Origin of the sequence: Parasaccharibacter sp. TMW 2.1888 (genome assembly GCF_023167265.1) — a bacterium.
In the GTDB taxonomy this organism is placed as follows: domain Bacteria; phylum Pseudomonadota; class Alphaproteobacteria; order Acetobacterales; family Acetobacteraceae; genus Bombella; species Bombella apis.
In genome coordinates this window covers 213872-230782 of sequence record NZ_CP030979.1, presented here as the reverse complement: position 1 = coordinate 230782, position 16911 = coordinate 213872, and the positions used below count along the sequence as shown (strand labels likewise).

The following is a 16911-nucleotide window of genomic DNA, read 5'->3' as shown; positions in this document are numbered from 1 at the left end:
TGTTTCAGTCCTCCCCGCAGAGGCTGCGGGCCAGTGTGGCAAAGGCCGTTCCCCGTTCCTCGAAATTGCGGAACTGGTCAAAACTGGCACAGGCCGGGGACAGGAGTATGGGCATGGCCTCGTGTGTCCGGGCATGGTCCCAGGCGGCCCGTGTTGCCTGCTCCAGCGTTCCGCTGATCTCGAAAGGAACATCATGGGCTGTCAGGGTTCTGGCCAGCAATGGGGCATCCTGCCCGATGAGGAAGGCACGGCGCACATGGCTGAACAGTGGTGCCAGACTGTCGATTCCTCCTTCTTTGGCCATGCCTCCGGCAATCCAGAGGCTTTTGGGGAAGGCTTTTAGTGCATGGTAGCTGGCTTCCGCATTTGTGGCCTTGCTGTCGTTGATGAAGCTGATTCCATCAGCCTGCGCCACGAGCTGGAGGCGATGGTCCAGCCCGGTGAAGCTTCTGATGCCCTCGGCAATCTGTTCCTCGGAGAGGCCAAGATGGCGGGCGATGGCCCGGCAGGTCTCTATGTTCTGGGCATTGTGCTGTCCAGGCAGAAAGGGGGCGTCTGTTTCTGGAACAGGCTGGGTGATCGAGAGTGTCCGTACCGTCACGCCCTGCCGCTCAAGCTGCTGGTGCAGTCCGTCCGCCCAGGAGGCCTTTTCGCCCAGAATGGCAAGGTCGCCTGCGGTCATGTTGTCAAAGACATGCGCCTTGGCATCCAGATAGCCCTGCATGGAGCCGTGCCTGTCCAGATGGTCCGGTGTCAGGTTGAGCAGGGCAGCGGCACAGGCGTGATAGTCCTTCAGCCGTTCCAGCATGTAGGACGACATTTCAATGACATAGACGCCGTCATCCCCCAGAGCGGGCAGGGCGAGAGAGGCCGTGCCAAAATTGCCGCCACAGCAGGCCGGGATGCCGGCCTGTGTGAGAATGTGGGTCAGCAGGGCCGTGGTCGTGGATTTGCCATTTGTACCCGTGATGGAGACGAACCGCGTGCGTGATCCTGCCTTGCGAGCCACCTGCCAGAGCAGTTCTGCATCGGAGAGGATCGGCACATGCTGCTCCCGTGCCAGCAGGGCAGCAGGGTGTGGCCGGGGCAGATGGTGCGGGATGCCCGGCGAGAGGATCAGGGCATCCATGCCGGTGAGGTCAGTCAGGGGCGCCAGTGTCAGGCGGGGATGTGAGGACAGGGGAGCTGGGAGCTTCGGCCTGCTGTCATCCCAGGCCTGTACGGTTGCTCCCATGTCCAGCAGGGCCTGCACGACGGCAGCACCGTTGCGGCCCAGCCCGCAGACAGCATGATGCTGCCCGGTCAGGAGCGTTGCAGGCCATTTCTGGGGGGGAGGAAAGGGCAGGACAGTCATCAGCGCAGCTTCAGTGTGGCCAGACCACACAGCCCCAGAATGATGGCAATGATCCAGAAACGGACGACAATTTTCGGCTCCTGCCAGCCTTTCTTCTCAAAATGATGGTGCAGCGGTGCCATGAGGAAGATGCGCTTCCCCGTGCGGCGGAACCAGAAGACCTGGATGATGACGGAGATCGTTTCCACCACGAACAGGCCCCCCACGAGGCAGAGCACCAGCTCATGCTTCACAGCCACGGCTACGGCCCCCAGGGCACCGCCCAGTGCCAGAGACCCGGTATCCCCCATGAAGACCTCTGCCGGTGGAGCATTGAACCAGAGAAAACCCAGTCCGGCTCCGATCAGGGCGGCGCAGAAGATGCTCAGTTCCCCCGTGCCGGGAACATGATGGAGCTGGAGATAGTCGGCAAAGACATGGTTGCCGACCAGATAGGCGATCAGGGCGAAGACGAGGGCGGCGATGATGGAGGGCACCGTGGCCAGCCCGTCCAGCCCGTCCGTCAGGTTCACGGCATTGCCGAAACCCGTGATCGTCACCATGGCGAAGAGCGGGAAAATGTAGCCCAGATGCAGCACGAAGGTCTTGGCGAAAGGAAAGGCCACGGCATTGCGCAGGTCCGGTGGTGTCAGGGCTTCCATGGCAATCCCGGCAAGGCATGAGATCAGGAATTCCCCGCCCAGCCGTATTTTTTTGGAGACCCCTTTGCTGTTGCCCTTGGCCAGTTTGAGATAGTCATCTGCAAAGCCTATGGCGCCAAACCCCAGGGTCGTGAGGAGAACAGCCCAGACAAACCCGTCAAACAGGTCCGCCCAGAGGAGGGTGGAGCAGGTCAGGGAAAACAGGATGAGACCACCGCCCATGGTGGGGGTACCGGCTTTCTCCAGTATATGCCGTTCCGGCCCGAGGGTTCGTATGGGCTGCCCTTGCCGCTGGATGCGTTTGAGCTGGGCAATGAAGGGCTTGCCGAGCAGCAGGGAGATCACCAGCGCTGTCAGGCAGGCGCATCCGGCCCGGAAGGTCATGTAATGCAGCAGGTTGAGAAGGCCGCCATGGGAGGAAGAAGGTGCAGCAAGAAGGTTGAAGAGCATCAGGCGGACTCTGGGGCGTGTGTGGTGGTGGACATGGGCTGCTCCAGCAGCGCAATGAGGGCACGCATGTTACTGCCCAGGCTTCCCTTCACGAGCAGCACATCCCCTTTTTGCAGGGCAGGGTGCAGCAGGGAGGCAAGCTGGACTGAATTTTCAGCATATCCTCCCTGTAGGGAAGGAGGAAGGGCCTCGTAAAGGGATTTCATGTGCGGGCCGCAACAGAATGTCAGAATGTCATGCTTCATTAATGGTTCAGCCAGAGCCCGGTGTTCGGCTTCGGCAAACTGGCCCAGCTCCCTGATGTCGCCCAGGGCGGCCAGATGGCGTCTGGCGGGCATGAGGGCGAGCGTGTCCAGGGCTGCACGGACACTGGGGCCGGAGGCATTGTAGCTCTCATCCAGCAGGGTGATGCCGCCGGGCAACAGGCGCTGCTGGCCCCGTCCGGCTTCCGGCTGGAAATGGCGCAGGGCCTCGGCTCCGGCTTTCGGGTCCAGCCCCAGCGCAGCGATGGCCCCAAGAGCCAATGCGGCATTGCGGGCCAGATGGGGGCCGGGGGCCGCCAGCCTCACGTCGGTGTCGCCCCGTGGTGTGGTCAGATGGAACTGGCTGCCGTCTGCCGTGCAGATGAGGTCTGTTATCCGGATGGTGGCGCTGGGTGTCACGCCTGCCTGCCAGAGCGAAACACCTGTCGGCAGGGCCTGCTTCAGGCGGGCAAGCCCCTGTGAGGCCTCCGGGCAGAGGGCCGTGCCGGATGACGGAAGGGCGGCAAAGAGGGCCGCCTTTTCGTCCGCAATGGCGTCGATGCTGCCCATATGCCCCAGATGGGCGCTGCCAATGGTGGTTATGAGGCCAATATCCGGGCGTATCTGGGCGGCGAGCGGGGCGATCTCGCCGGGGTGGTTCATGCCCACCTCGCTGATGCAGAAGGCGGCTTCTTCTGGCAGGCGGGCGAGTGTCAGAGGCACGCCCCAGTGGTTGTTGAAGGACGCCACGGAAGCATGGACCTGCCCGTAAGGTGCAAGAGCCGTGGCCAGCATGTTCTTGGTGGTTGTTTTTCCCACGCTGCCTGTAACGGCGATGACCCTGCCGCTGAACTGTGCCCGCCTGTAGCGGCCCAGAGCTTCCAGCCCTTGCATGGTGTCATCGACCTTCAACAGGCGGGGATCATCCGTCAGACCGGCCGTGCTGATGGCGGCCTCATCATGGGCCATCACGCAGCTGGCTCCAGCCTCCAGGGCCTGCCTCAGATAGCGGTGTCCGTCTGAATTATGGCCGATCAGGGCGATGAAGAGGTCACCGTGTTTCAGGGTGCGGGTATCGATGCAGACGCCGTGGACCTTCACGTCACCGGCAAGCTGTCCTCCCGTGGCGGCCTGAAGGTCCTTGCGGGTCCAGAGGATGGTTGTATCGGGCATCAGGCAAGCTCCCTGGCGAGTGCGGCCGTGATGGTACGGTCATCGAACGGATGTATTTCCCCCTTGATGATCTGGCCTGTTTCATGCCCTTTCCCGGCGATGAGTAGGACATCGCCTTTCTTCAGACCTTCCAGAGCGGTACGGATGGCCTGCCGACGGTCGCCAATTTCTTGTGCCTGCGGGGCTGTGGCGAGAATTTCGGCCCGGATGGTGGCCGGGTCCTCGCTGCGGGGGTTGTCATCCGTAATGATGACTTCATCGGCCAGATGGGCGGCGATCTGTCCCATGAGAGGGCGCTTGCCCCTGTCACGGTCCCCGCCCGCACCGAAGACCACGACCAGCCGCCCGCTGGTGTGGGGACGCAGGCTGAGCAGGACGTGCTCCAGCGCATCCGGCGTGTGAGCATAATCCACGTAGGCGCAGGCTCCATTTGGCAGGTGGGCGACCGGCTCACAACGGCCGGGCACGCCCTTCAGGTACGGCAGGAGGGCAATGATGGATTCAGCTTCTTCATCCCGTTCCCAGCAGAGGGCGGCAGCCAGCAGGGCATTTTCTGCCTGAAAACGTCCCGGGAGTGGAAAGTGGAGTGCTGGCAGGGTACGGCCATGCAGCTGGAGTGTCAGGTCCATGCCCTGCGGGGTGGGTGTGGCCTCAAGAATTCGGATGGTCTCGCCTGTTGTGCCAATCGTGCGGAGGTCCAGTTTCCGGCGGGCGGCAATGTCACGGAGGGCCTCTCTGCTTTCGGCATCCATGTCGCTGTTGATGACGGCCCGGCCCCCTTCGGGCAGCAGCGTTTCAAAGAGATGCAGTTTGGCCTGCCGGTAGGCTTCCAGCGTGTGGTGATAGTCCAGATGGTCTCGGGTTAGGTTGGAAAAAGCGGCGGCCGTGATGGCAACGCCATCCAGCCGGTGCTGCTGGAGGCCATGGGATGAGGCCTCCAGCGCTACATGGGTGATGCCATGCACCTGCAGGGCTGCCAGAGTGTTGGCAAGGGTGACGGCATCCGGTGTGGTCAGGGGAGGGAGTGATGGCAATGCCACGTCACTGATGAGCCCCAGAGTACCGAGGCTTGCAGCCTTTTGGTGACGCAGCTGGCAGAGCTGACGGAAGAAATCTGCCGTGCTGCTTTTGCCGTTTGTTCCCGTGATGGCGGCAATATGGTCAGGCTGGGCCCCTGCCAGCAGTGCAGCAGACCGGGCCAGGAAACGGGCCGGGTCGGGCAGGGTGATGATGAGGGCCGTGTGGCTGTTTTCCGTCTGCTCTGGCAGATGATGCTGGCCTGGGGAAGCGGCGAGGACGATTGCGGCTGCCCCTTCTGCGATGGCCAGAGGAATGAAGGTCCGTCCGTCCTGTTTCGTGCCCTTCAGCGCCACGAAGAGGCAGCCGGGGCGAGCTTCCCGGCTATCGGCGGTGATGCTGGAAATGTCCGGGTCTCTGGTGAGGTCTCTGGCAAGACCATGATGGCGGAGCAGGGAGGACAGTTTCATGACGGAGACCTTTGAGAAGGGGCGGTGAGGGTTCAGTGGCTGTGATGGGCCCCGTGTTTGGTGGCCAGTCGGTTGACGGTGACAGCCCCGGGGTCATTGCCCGGGCCGAGTGGATGGCGGACACCGGGGGGGACGGGCGGAGAGAGAGACAGGGCGAGCTGGTCGTCAACCTGCTGGGCTTTGGTCGGCTCCAGCGGGAAGAGGCCCAGCATGGGGGCGGTGCGTGTCACGATTCTGGAAAATGTCGGAGCAGCAATCCAGCCAGCAGTCGTCCAGCCATGTGTTTCTGCCGTCCCTTGTGGGGCATCCAGCATGACATAAAGGGCATATTTGGGATCATTCATGGGGAACATGCCTGTAAAGGCCGTGATGTTGACATGTTTCAGATACCCCCCGTGGGCGCCGATCTTTTCTGCCGTCCCGGTCTTTCCACCAACGATGTAGCCGGGGCTTTCCGCTTTTTTCCCGATGCCCTTGGTAACGACGAGGCGCAGGATTCGGCGGAGCAGCTCTGAATTCTTGGTGGAGATCAGATGCGGCCCCTTCTGCTCTTCCGCCATGACGACATCATCATTGAGATGCTCACGGGCCAGCAGGGTGGGTGTGACAAGATACCCCCCGTTGCCGGTACAGGCGGTCCCGCGGACAATGGCCAGCGGCGATTCTGCCACGCCATGGCCAAAGCCGACCGTCATGACCGTGGTTTCGCCCCAATTCTTGAGGGACGGGACCAGCGGGCGTCCTGCCTCGGGCAGCTCAACGGGAACACGGTCCAGAAATCCCATGTTTTTCAGCCATTCATGCTGGCGGTCCCGCCCGACATCCAGGGCGATATGGGCTGAGGCCGGGTTGGAGGAATAGGCCATGACAGAGGGCAGCGCCAGCCACGGGGCGAAGTGGTCCGTCTTGAGGTCGGAAATCTTGAAGCGGCCGACGTGGATGGGAATGGTGGAGAACTGGTCCCAGGGGTGGGCCACGCCAAGCTCCAACGCCATGGCGGCTGTCTGAAGTTTGAAGGTGGACCCTGGTTCATACATGCCGGTAACGGCCCGGTTGAATCGGGCATCGTCTGCCGCATGGGCAAAATCGTTGGCGTCATAATCTGGGAGACTGACTATGGCCAGGATTTCCCCGGTATGGACGTCCATCAGGATGGCGGAAGCCCCTATGGCCCGGAAACGCAGCTTGGCGTCATTCAGCTCGTCCCGCACGGCAGCCTGCACGCGGGCATCGATGGAAAGACGGAGCGGTGCATGGTCTCCCAGAAGGCGCTGGTTGAAGAATTTCTCCACCCCGGCAATGCCATGATTGTCAATGTCAACGCTACCAAGGATCTGCGCTGCCACGTTCCCCAGAGGATAATGGCGCTGCTCGCCATTTTCGAAATAGATGCCGGGGATGCCAAGATTGTTGATGGCCAGCTCGTCTGTCGGGGCGATGTTGCGGGCGAGGTAGACGAACTGTTTTTTCTGTTTCAGGCGGCGGATGGTCTCTGCCATGTTGAGGTTGGGCAGGATCGTATGGAGGCTTCGGGCAACATCTTCAGGCTCGATGATTTCCATGGGATTGGCATAGACCTGCACGACAGGCAGCGACAGTGCCAGAGGCTGCCCATTCCGGTCCACGATGCTGGCCCGTCTGATGTTGGGCAGGACGAACCCATTGCCTGCCATGGCTTTGGGGTCCGGATGGGGGATGTCCGGTATGGTGCTGCCGACCTGGTTGGGCAGAGGGGCCATGGGGGCCAGAATGGTTGCAAACAGCGCCTTTACGGCCACGCCACCATAAAGGAACAGGAAACCCATGCCGAGATAGACCAGCCTGTTGCGGCTTTTTTCCAGCCAGCTCATGGGGTTTCGTCTGCGTTCGTCCCACCGGGCCCACAGACGTCTCAACAGGGACGGCTTTCCGGGTGGCCCGTCCTTATGGTCTGATCCAGGCTGGTTGGTCTTGCGGGACGGTCTGGAGGCCATGGGGCGCGGGCTCGGCATAGGAAAGGAAGGAACACAGGCGGAAGCCGCCAGAGGGTCAGTCTGTCAGAGGAACAGGGGGCGGAAGGGGGGCAGGCTCGTCTGCCGGGGCCGAGACTGTGTGGATTCCGCCCATGTGGCCGTGCCTGGCAGACTGGTGGACAGGGTGCCAGGCCACATCCTCCGTGGGTTCGCTGCGGGAATGGTCGGGCACGGCATGGGCCTTCCTGCGGGTCTGGCCCGTCGCACTATCCGTCGGGGCATGGAGACGATGCCGGGGCATGGCGTCTCCATCCGACCCGCTCAGGAGTGCCAGGCTTCGCTCAAGCTGGCGGTCTGCTTCACCCGTGTCATCCTTGTGGATGCGAGGATGGGAGGGTCTGCGTTCTGCGTGGTCGGTACTGGCCACGACATCACGTACTGGCCGGGGCGTTGTGGCAGGCGCCGCCATGGCCTGATGTGCCGGGGCCGTGAGGGATGCCAGCTCTCTCTGGGCCTGTCCCCGCCCCGGGGCCATGGGGATGATGCGATGATCAATGGCGGGAAGACGCTTCCGCAGATCTGCCAGCTGCACGAACTGCGTGGGGTCGACCTGGCTCATCTCCGGCAGAACCCGCTGCGCCAGGGCGCTGAGCCGGTCCGGCTGGTTCAGCAGAGCCCACTGGGTGCGCAGAATGGCTGTCTGCTGCTGGATGCGGCGGGTATCTTCAATGGTTTTCCTGATATCCTGGTTTAGTACGAGGGTTTCATGCTTCTTCGTGTAGAGGAAGAGGCCGGAACCAGCCGCCATGACGGCACAGAGCAGGGTGACAAAACGGATCATGCGGAAGCTCCATGAGCGGGAAGGCGTCGCAGGGCACGCAGGCGTGCGCTGCGGGAGCGGGGGTTGAGATTCAGTTCCTGATCGGACGGTGTACGGGGCCGTGTATGCAGGAGTTCAAAAGACGGGGCTTCTGTCTGCTGCATGGCAAGAGGGGTATGACGGGATGGACCAGCCATGCGGCCAGCCAGCCGGGCGAGGGCCCGTTTCGTCATGCGGTCCTCCAGCGAATGGAAGGTCACGATGCAGAAGATGCCGCCCGGTGCGAGGAGGCCCGGTGCGGTTTCCAGCGTACGTTCCAGTTCGCCCAGCTCATCATTCACGGCAATGCGGATCGCCTGGAAACTGCGGGTAGCAGGGTCGAAATTGGGACGTTCTTTCGGGACGGCTTTGCGGATGATGTCGGCCAGCTGCCCCGTCGTCTGGATCGGGCCGCTCTGGCGGGCCTCGATGATGGCCCGGGCGACACGGCGGGAGCGGCGTTCTTCTCCATAATGGTAGAGGATGTCGGCGAGAGCCTGCTCTTTCTCACCATTGACGATATCCGCCGCACTCAGGCCATCGGTGCTCATGCGCATGTCCAGCGGGCCATCATGACGGAAGGAAAATCCCCGCTCTTCCTGATCCAGCTGGAAGGAGGACACGCCGAGATCCAGCACGATCCCATTGAAGGGACCATGATGACCGGCCAGCTCTTTCATGGCGCTGAAGGTTCCCTGGTGGAGATGCAGCCGCCCCTCCGAGGCTGCCACGAGGGGCTGCCCGCGTTTTATGGCATCGGGGTCACGGTCAATCGCATGGACAGTACAGGAGGCCGAGCGGAGCAGGGCCCGGCTGTAGCCACCCCCGCCGAAGGTGCCATCCAGATACACGCCTCCATCCTGCGGGGCCAGTGTGTCCAGCACTTCTGGCAGCATGACAGGGAAGTGTCCCTCCCGCTGCATGTCCTCAGCAATCTGATGGGCGTGGGTCACGGTGCGGTCTTCTCCCTGTTTTCGGAGCGTTTACGCTGGCCGAGTTCCCGTGTGCGGCTGCGAGCCTGCCTGCGGCGTTCTTCGGCAAGGCTGGGATTCCATATCTGGAACACACGTCCCAGCCCCATGAAGCTGACATCATCTTCCAGTCCGGCATGGTCCTTCAGGGAGCGGGGGAGGCTGACACGGCCTTCCCTGTCGCAGTCCAGCGGGTAGGCATCGGCGTAGAGGCTGGTCGCCAGGTCATCATGGTCGGCCGAGAAGGGATCATACTCATCAAGAGCGCCGGAAAAAGCGAAAAAGGCAGAGGCGGACCAGCATTCCAGGCAGTCATGAAGGTGGGATGGCCTGATGATCATCAGGGCCTCTCCGGGGCGGGCCTGTTCCCGCAGGGCATTCCGGAATGGTGAGGGAATGGAAATGCGTCCTTTGGCATCAACACGGCTGGCATGGGTACCGAGAAACATGGTCATGGTCTGCAATGTCCCTCCTTCCCTGCCTGCCATGGTGGACACATGTCCGCACCCTCATAGTGGGATTTCATGGGGTATCATGGGATTTTATGGGACGTCAAAGTTTTATTATAAAAAATGGCACAGGGATGCGGTTTTATTGTGTAGATATGGATATGGTTACCTTTTTTTAACTTTTAGTGAATGATTTATGGAGTCTTCCCTGCCCCTATAAGGCGGGGCAGGTGGGTAGAATGGCTGGAAGAGGATGGCAGTGAAGAGGCCTGGCCCTGTACGTCAGCCTTGTGTGTCGGAGCGTCATGAAGGCTCTGGCTGCAGTATCCAGATGCCGCTTTCTGGGGGGCTTGCAGTAATGAAGGGGCCAGATGGTCTGTAAGCCGGGTTCTGTCCTGCCTCATACATGGTGAGGCGGGGCGATCATTCCTCTGGGATGTGTTTTGCAACACACCTCACGCAACCAACCCGAATGACAGGGCAGGACCCCTCAGCCACGGATGTGGCCCGTCATTCCTATTCGGTCTTGCTCCCGGTGGGGTTTACCATGACCGCCGCTGTTGCCAGCCGCGCGGTGCGCTCTTACCGCACCGTTTCACCCTTGTCCGCATTTTCCCACCATGACGGGGAGAAAACCGGCGGACGGTACTGTTTCTGTGGCACTGTCCCTGGGGTCACCCCCGCCGGCCGTTAGCCGGCACCGTCTTCCTGTGGAGCCCGGACTTTCCTCCATGTCCCGCAGGGGACACAGCGATCGCCCGACCATCTGGCTGGGGGCGTTATGCCGCTTGCCGTGTGGCGGGTCAAGCGGCGGTGGCAGGGAGGGCCGTTCAGGGGGTGAGGGGATGATACATGTCAGGTGAACCGGCGTCGGTCATGATGCTCTGGCCAGCACGGTCTACCCGGACATGGAAGAGAAGCTCTGCTGATGGCGTGTCGCCGGGGCAGCCATTCCCATGCCGTCCCAGGACGTCGATCGTGGGGGTGTTCACACTGCCATCACCATTGACGACCATGACAAGGCAGCGCCGGGGCAGAGGGGTCAGCCCCTTGCGGGTGATGATGGTCCGCAGATGTTCGACAAGGGCGGTATTATCGAACCAGCTCAGCTTGCTGAAGGTGAACTGGTCATAGAGGTTGTCCAGCACACCAGTCCTGACGAACAGGAACATGAGCAGGAAGGTCGGGACCAGCACGACAAGCCGTCGGATGATGTGCTGCTTCAGGGAGCGGGGTGGCCTCGGGCGGCGGCGGCCGAGACGGGGAGGGATGGTTGGTTCGGTCATGATGGGTCTGCCCCGTGGTCATGGTGGAGACTGCGATGCCTGAACAGGCAAAACCGCCCTGCCGGCAGGGGCAGGGCGGTCTGTGAAGCCGTATGCGGATAGGCCGGTCCTGATCCGGGGAGGATCAGTCTGCCATGTCCTCGTGCCAGGCATCGCTCGTCGTGGCGATGAAGCGGCGTGCTTCTTCCGGCCCGTAGGACCCGGCGGCGTAATGGGCCATCGGAACCTTGTTGGCGGCCCATGTTTTCAGTGTCGGTTCGACCCATGCCCATGCGGCTTCCACTTCATCACGACGGATGAAGAGGGCCGGATAGCCACGGACGGCATCCAGCATGAGGCGCTCGTAGGAATCCGGAATGAGGGAGCCATCGGCCGGAGCGAATTTGCCGGACATGGTGCCGTGCTGAAGCTCAAACCCGGCGGCAGAAGGGTTCTTGATGTTCAGGGCCAGCCCGAAACCTTCATCCGGCTGGAGGCGGATGACCAGGCGGTTGGTGGCGGCAGAGGTGCCAAACAGGGCGGAAGCAGACTTCCGGAACGTCACCACGACTTCGCTCACCTTTTTGGTCGAACGCTTGGCTGTGCGGATGTAGAAAGGAACATCCTTCCAGCGTGGTGTATCGACATAGGCCCGCATGACGGCGTAGGTCTCGGTGTGGCTGTCTTCGCCCAGCTCTTCCAGATAGCCCGGAACGGGTTTGCCGTTCATGTCCCCTTTGACGTACTGGGCACGGACCGTCTCGCTGGCCACCTTGTCCTCCGGGATGGGACGCAGGGCCTTCAGAACGTTCACCTTGGCATCACGGACAGTATCTGCCTCAAGGTCAGCCGGGGCTTCCATGGCGCAGAGGCTGAGGACCTGGAGCAGATGGTTCTGGATCATGTCCCGCAGGGCCCCGGATGTGTCGTAATAGGCAGCACGGCCTTCCACGCCCACGGTTTCGGCGGCGGTGATCTGGATGCTCTGGATGTGCTCGGCAGACCAGACGGCGCTGAAGAGCGGATTGGCAAAGCGCAGGGCGATGATGTCCTGCACGGTTTCCTTGCCCAGATAATGGTCGATGCGGAAAATCTGCCCTTCTTCGAAGAAGCGGCTCACACCGTCATTGATGGCTCTGGCGGAGGCACTGTCTGTACCGATTGGTTTTTCCAGCACGACACGGGAGTGCGGGGTGATGAAACCGAAACGGTGGAGGTTTTCGCTGATGGCCTCGAAGAGCTGCGGGGCTGTGGAATAATAGAAGACACGGATGCGGTCGGCCGGTGACTGGTCCAGAACGGCCTTCAGCTCATCCCAGTTATGGTCGCTCTTCGTGCCGTCCAGCGTGACGTAATGAATTTTCTTGAGGAAACGCTCGATCAGCGCCTCATCCCTGTGCTGGGCGGGGAGGAAGGTTTCCAGAGCCTCACGGGCACGGGTGATGTAGTCCTCGCGGGACAGTGAGGAGCGGGCAGTCCCGATGATGCGGGCTTCTTCTGGAACATGTCCGATGCGGAGCTGGTTGTAGAGAGCTGGAAGCAGTTTGCGCATCGTCAGATCGCCCGTGGCGCCGAAGATGACGTAGTCAAACGGTGCGGTCTGCTGAGAGTGGGCCATGGTGAGGCGTACCTTTTCTGTCTGGAAACTCGGGTGAGGCATCAGTCTGCCTCCGGTCTTGTTTCTGACCTCCTTTTAGAGCCTGTCCGATGTCCCGTTCAAGCCATAACAGGATGGATGGAAGAGCGGCCGGGAGCGGGGGCGTGCTTCAGGTCATGCAGGCAGGGCGGCAGGTGGCAGGATGCTGCGGAAGGACGTGACGGCAGAGGATTGGGCCTTATGTAATGGCATGTTCACATTTGCGTTTTTCCGTCTTTGTGGCTTTTCTGGCAGTAAATATGGGCTGTCTGTCATTCATATGGGCGGGAAGGGGAAGTGCCTTTCCGCTGGATGGTATTGACCACGGCCATGAGGGAGCGATAAGCCGCCCAGAAGAACCGGCATCCGGGCAGATTTGAGGAGTATGGTGTATGGATATGGGAAATGGTGATGAAGGTGCCGTGACAGGCGGCATTGCGGTTGATCGTCTGCGGTCCATTATTGACCGTGTCGAACGTCTGGAAGAAGAGCGCAAGGCACTTGGGTCTGACATCCGCGATGTGTTCACGGAGGCAAAATCGGCCGGGTTTGATGTCAAGGTCATCAAACAGCTGATCAAGCTGCGAAAGCAGGAGCCTGCCGAGGTGGAGGAGCAGGAGACCCTGCTGGACATCTACCGCCGTGCGCTGGGCATGTAAGCAGATCACGTCTCTGACGTATGGAGAAAAGAGAGCCTTTCCCTTCTGGTTCCTGGGGCCAGAGGGGAAAGGCTTTTTTGCGTGTCTGATGGTCAGTCGGGGAGCGTCAGATGGGTTTTGCAGGCCTGCTGGAGGACGGTGATGAAGTGATGGATGAGCGGTGGCTGCTCCCCCGTCCGTATGCCGATGGCCAGCGTGGCATGAGGGGCGGGGCGGGCGATCCTGTGGAAGGTCACGCCGCCTGTATGGAGCTGGTGGAGCGACTGGGGAACGATGGAGACCCCCAGCCCGGCAGCCACAAGTGGGATGGTCCCGGCAATCTGGGGGGCCTGTTGCCCGAGGGATGGGGTAACACCGGCGTCCCGGTAGGCCGCCAGGATGGCATCAAAGAAGCCTGGCCCCAGCTCACGGGGGAAGATGATGAGTGGTTCCGTCGCCAGGCGGCTGAGATGTATTTCCGGCAGGCTGGTGAAGGGGTGGCCTTTGGGCAGGGCGATCAATGTCGGCTCATCCAGCAGGGGGATGACCTTCACGTTGGCTTGATCTGGCACGGGAGGGCGCAGGATCGTGATGTCCATGCGATAGGAGAGCAGGGCTTCGCAGAGGGCGGGAGTATTGCTTTCTTCCAGGGACAGGGTCACGCCCGGTGCAATTGTGCTGAACTGCCGGATGGCAAAGGGGATGCTGGGCAGCAGCGGTACGGCTCCGGCCAGCCCGATGCGGAGGTGGCCTTTCTTGCCCTGGGCCAGCCCGTGGGCATCTTCAATGAACTGGCGGCGCAGGTCGAGGATCAGCCGTGCATGGGGCAGGAGGGTCAGCCCGGCTTCTGTCAGGCTTACCCCACGAGGCTGGCGGCGAAAGAGTGACACGCCCAGAGAGCTCTCCAGGCGACGGATCTGCTGGCTGAGTGGTGGCTGTTCCATGCCCAGTTTTTCAGCCGCTTTGGTGATGTTGCCGGTTTCGGCGATGGTGACGAAATAGCGGAAATGTCGGATATCCATGACCCATATATAAAATGTATGGAGACAATGGGAACTATATATTTGTCTGAATTCATCTCCTGCCTTACAGAAAGGACCATTCACAACACAGGGGGCAATATGACTCGACCTTCAGGTGTAAAACCAAACCGTCTTTTCCAGACATCCACGATGGCAGCTCTGCTGGACGCTGTTTACGATGGTGAAATGACGTTGGGTGAGCTGGTCCAGCATGGTGATTTCGGCCTGGGGACGTTTGATGCCCTGGATGGCGAAATGATTGTGACGGAAGGTGAGGTCCGCCAGTTCCGCTCCGAGGGGATTGCCTCCGGTACGACAGCGGACATGAAAACGCCTTTCGCCTGTGTGACCTATTTCGAGCCGGAAAAGACGGTCACCATCGACCGGCCGATGGGTAAAGAGGAGTTCGAGGAGCTTGTCGACGGGCTGATCGACAATCCCAATCTTTTCGGGGCTGTCCGTTTTACGGGTGAGTTCGAGAAGGTCGATACCCGGACCGTTTTCTGCCAGCACAAGCCCTATCCGGGGATGCTGGAAGTGGTGGCCAAGCAGCCTACCTTCAGCATGGGAGAGATTAGCGGGGTGATGCTGGGTTTCCGTACGCCGCCCTACATGCAGGGGATCAATGTGGCAGGGTATCACCTCCATGTTCTCAGCGATGACCGCAAGCATGGCGGCCATGTGACGAATTATCGTGTGAAATCCGGCAAGCTGGAAGTTGCCCGCATGTCCGATCTGGAGATTTCTCTGCCGAAGACGGAAGAATTTGCCAAGGCAGACCTTCAGCCCGCTGGCCTGCATGAGGCCATCCGCACGGCAGAGGGCGGCTGAGGGGCCGGTCGCTCTCTTCGGTCACATTATGATTACACGGCCCGTCTGGTATTTTCAGGGCGGGCATGATCAGGAAAAAACATCATGATACAGAAAAAATCTCACAAGGCAGCACAGACAGCCGCCGATCTGATCGTCCGCAATCTTGAGGCTCATGGCGTTGATCACATTGTTGGCATCCCGGGTGCCAAGATCGACCGTCTTTTCGAGGCGCTGGAAGACTCTCCCATTCGTACGATCGTTGCCCGGCATGAGCAGAATGCCGTCTTCATGGCCGGAGGTATCGGCCGCATCACGGGGCGGGCTGGTGTGGCCATTGCCACATCAGGCCCGGGTGTGTCCAATCTGGCAACGGGTCTGGCCACGGCAACGTCCGAAGGTGACCCGGTACTGACGATCGGTGGAGCTGTCGGTCGTGCCGACCTGCTGAAGCTGACCCATCAGAGCATGGATACGGTCAGCATGCTGCGCCCGGTGACGAAGTACAGCGCCGAGATCGGTGCTCCAGCGGCCACGTCGGAGGTCATCGGCAATGCGTTCCGTGCGGCTGAGAGCCCCCGTCAGGGTGGCGTGTTCGTCAGCGTACCGATGGATGTCCTGAATTCCGAGATCACGGAAGATTATCCGGTGATGGGCAACCGTAATGCCGTCAAGGCCGGGCCTGCACCGGAAGACGTCATCAAGGAGGCTGCCGCTGCCCTGAAGAAGGCCAAGAAGCCGGTCGTCCTGCTGGGCATGAAGGCCAGCAAGCCGGAGAATGCAGAGGCCATCCGTGCTTTCGTCAAGCAGACGAACCTTCCGGTTGTTGGTACCTATCAGGCTGCTGGCGCTGTTTCCAAGGATCTGGTCTCCCGTTTCGGTGGCCGTGTCGGTCTCTTCCACAACCAGTATGGTGATTACCTGCTGGATGAGGCTGATCTGGTCGTGGCCATCGGTTACAACCCGATCGAATATGATCCGTGCCTGTGGAACAAGAAATCAGCCCGCCCGATCATCAATATCGATGTTGTTCCGGCCCAGCTGGACAATGCTTTCAATCCCGAGATCGAGCTGATCGGCTCCATCGCCCTGAGCGTGCAGCACCTGACCAGGGAGACAGGCGCTCTGACATCCGGCGCTGCGCTGGACAAGATTCTGGAGGTTTATCGTGCCTCCCAGAAATCTGCCTTTGCCAAGGCCAAGAGCACCCAGCAGGGGATGCTCCATCCGCTTGAGATCATCAAGGTGATGGAAGATTTCGTGGCGCAGGACATCACGATCTGTCTGGACATGGGGTCCTTCCACATCTGGCATGCCCGTTTCCTTGAGGTCTTCCGTGCCCGCCAGATGCTGATCAGCAATGGCCAGCAGACGATGGGCGTGGCTCTTCCATGGGCCATGTCTGCCAGCATCGTGAATCCGGCCCAGAAGGTCATCTCCGTCTCCGGTGACGGCAGTTTCATGATGTCCTCCATGGACCTTGAGACCGCCGTTCGCCTGAAGAGCAACCTGATCCACATCATCTGGGTGGACCAGCACTTCAACATGGTCCGTATTCAGGAAGAGAAGAAGTACGGGCGTGATGCTGCCGTGGCCTTTGGCCCGATCGATTTTGCTGCTTTTGCCCGTTCTTTTGGCGCCAAGGGCATCAACGTCAATAGTGTGGACAGCCTGAAGGCTGCCCTGCGTGAAGGAATGGAAACGCAGGGACCGGTGGTCATCGCCGTGCCGGTTGATTATGCCGACAACCCGGCCCTGATGAACCCTCTGCCGGAGCTGAGCAAATAAGATAGCTCGCCCTTCTGCTGAAGCAGAAGGGTGGATGAGGAGAGGGGCGTCATGGACGCCCCTTTTTTCTGAGGGTTACCCAATTAATTGATAATAAGTATCATTTAAAAAATTGTATTTCTTCTATTTAAATGAGATTTTTTGCAGTAGAGATTGTCAGTCACGTTTTGTTTT

The 16911-nt window shown here is 60.6% G+C and carries 14 protein-coding genes and 1 other RNA gene; 3 read left to right on the top strand and 12 right to left on the bottom strand.

The genetic code is table 11. The features are described from left to right. Positions 1 to 4: 4 nt before the first annotated feature. The 11 genes from murD to zwf form a co-directional block, all read right to left on the bottom strand. A complete protein-coding gene (murD, locus tag DTQ13_RS01045) occupies positions 5 to 1354 on the bottom strand; it encodes a UDP-N-acetylmuramoyl-L-alanine--D-glutamate ligase (protein ID WP_248460796.1) in 1350 nt (449 codons plus the stop codon). Next, entirely contained in the window at positions 1354 to 2445 is a 1092-nt protein-coding gene (gene mraY, locus DTQ13_RS01040) for a phospho-N-acetylmuramoyl-pentapeptide-transferase (RefSeq protein ID WP_043559842.1), read from the bottom strand. Before mraY ends, murD begins: the two co-directional genes overlap by 1 nt. Beyond that, positions 2445 to 3860: a UDP-N-acetylmuramoyl-tripeptide--D-alanyl-D-alanine ligase gene (gene murF / locus DTQ13_RS01035; protein WP_248460795.1), complete on the bottom strand. Its 1416-nt coding sequence runs from the start codon at positions 3858 to 3860 to the stop codon at positions 2445 to 2447. The genes mraY and murF overlap by 1 nt, the downstream gene beginning before the upstream one ends. Further along, positions 3860 to 5347, bottom strand: coding sequence for a UDP-N-acetylmuramoyl-L-alanyl-D-glutamate--2,6-diaminopimelate ligase (locus tag DTQ13_RS01030; RefSeq protein WP_248460793.1), 1488 nt, complete (start codon positions 5345 to 5347; stop codon positions 3860 to 3862). Before DTQ13_RS01030 ends, murF begins: the two co-directional genes overlap by 1 nt. A gap of 32 nt (positions 5348 to 5379) precedes the next feature. Beyond that, entirely contained in the window at positions 5380 to 7320 is a 1941-nt protein-coding gene (locus DTQ13_RS01025) for a peptidoglycan D,D-transpeptidase FtsI family protein (protein WP_408902119.1), read from the bottom strand. Between the two features lie 55 nt (positions 7321 to 7375). Next, positions 7376 to 8140: a hypothetical protein gene (locus tag DTQ13_RS01020; protein ID WP_248460790.1), complete on the bottom strand. Its 765-nt coding sequence runs from the start codon at positions 8138 to 8140 to the stop codon at positions 7376 to 7378. Further along, on the bottom strand, positions 8137 to 9081 hold the full coding sequence (gene rsmH, locus DTQ13_RS01015; protein ID WP_043561073.1) for a 16S rRNA (cytosine(1402)-N(4))-methyltransferase RsmH: 945 nt from the start codon (positions 9079 to 9081) through the stop codon (positions 8137 to 8139). The genes DTQ13_RS01020 and rsmH overlap by 4 nt, the downstream gene beginning before the upstream one ends. A 26-nt stretch (positions 9082 to 9107) precedes the next feature. Then, positions 9108 to 9584, bottom strand: coding sequence for a division/cell wall cluster transcriptional repressor MraZ (gene mraZ / locus DTQ13_RS01010; protein WP_043561075.1), 477 nt, complete (start codon positions 9582 to 9584; stop codon positions 9108 to 9110). Between the two features lie 357 nt (positions 9585 to 9941). After that, an RNA gene (rnpB, locus tag DTQ13_RS01005) (RNase P RNA component class A) lies at positions 9942 to 10348 on the bottom strand. A 60-nt stretch (positions 10349 to 10408) separates the two neighbouring features. Further along, complete coding sequence (locus DTQ13_RS01000; protein ID WP_248460789.1) at positions 10409 to 10864, bottom strand: hypothetical protein; 456 nt, start codon at positions 10862 to 10864, stop codon at positions 10409 to 10411. Between the two features lie 124 nt (positions 10865 to 10988). Beyond that, complete coding sequence (gene zwf, locus DTQ13_RS00995) at positions 10989 to 12461, bottom strand: glucose-6-phosphate dehydrogenase (RefSeq protein WP_248460787.1); 1473 nt, start codon at positions 12459 to 12461, stop codon at positions 10989 to 10991. Between the two features lie 410 nt (positions 12462 to 12871). Between zwf and DTQ13_RS00990 the strand changes: the two genes are divergently transcribed. After that, a complete protein-coding gene (locus tag DTQ13_RS00990; RefSeq protein ID WP_043559853.1) occupies positions 12872 to 13138 on the top strand; it encodes a DUF2312 domain-containing protein in 267 nt (88 codons plus the stop codon). A 92-nt stretch (positions 13139 to 13230) separates the two neighbouring features. On the opposite strand, the gene DTQ13_RS00985 is transcribed toward DTQ13_RS00990, so the two are convergent. Further along, positions 13231 to 14139: a LysR family transcriptional regulator gene (locus DTQ13_RS00985; RefSeq protein WP_154981377.1), complete on the bottom strand. Its 909-nt coding sequence runs from the start codon at positions 14137 to 14139 to the stop codon at positions 13231 to 13233. Positions 14140 to 14238: 99 nt separating this feature from the next. Here DTQ13_RS00985 and budA point away from each other — a divergent pair, with 99 nt between their 5' ends. Continuing rightward, positions 14239 to 14970 (top strand): acetolactate decarboxylase, encoded by a 732-nt coding sequence (gene budA, locus DTQ13_RS00980; RefSeq protein WP_043559857.1) that lies wholly within the window; start codon positions 14239 to 14241, stop codon positions 14968 to 14970. An 84-nt stretch (positions 14971 to 15054) separates the two neighbouring features. Then, positions 15055 to 16737, top strand: a complete 1683-nt coding sequence (gene alsS, locus DTQ13_RS00975; protein ID WP_248460786.1) for an acetolactate synthase AlsS — start codon at positions 15055 to 15057, stop codon at positions 16735 to 16737. The last annotated feature ends 174 nt before the right edge of the window (positions 16738 to 16911 follow it).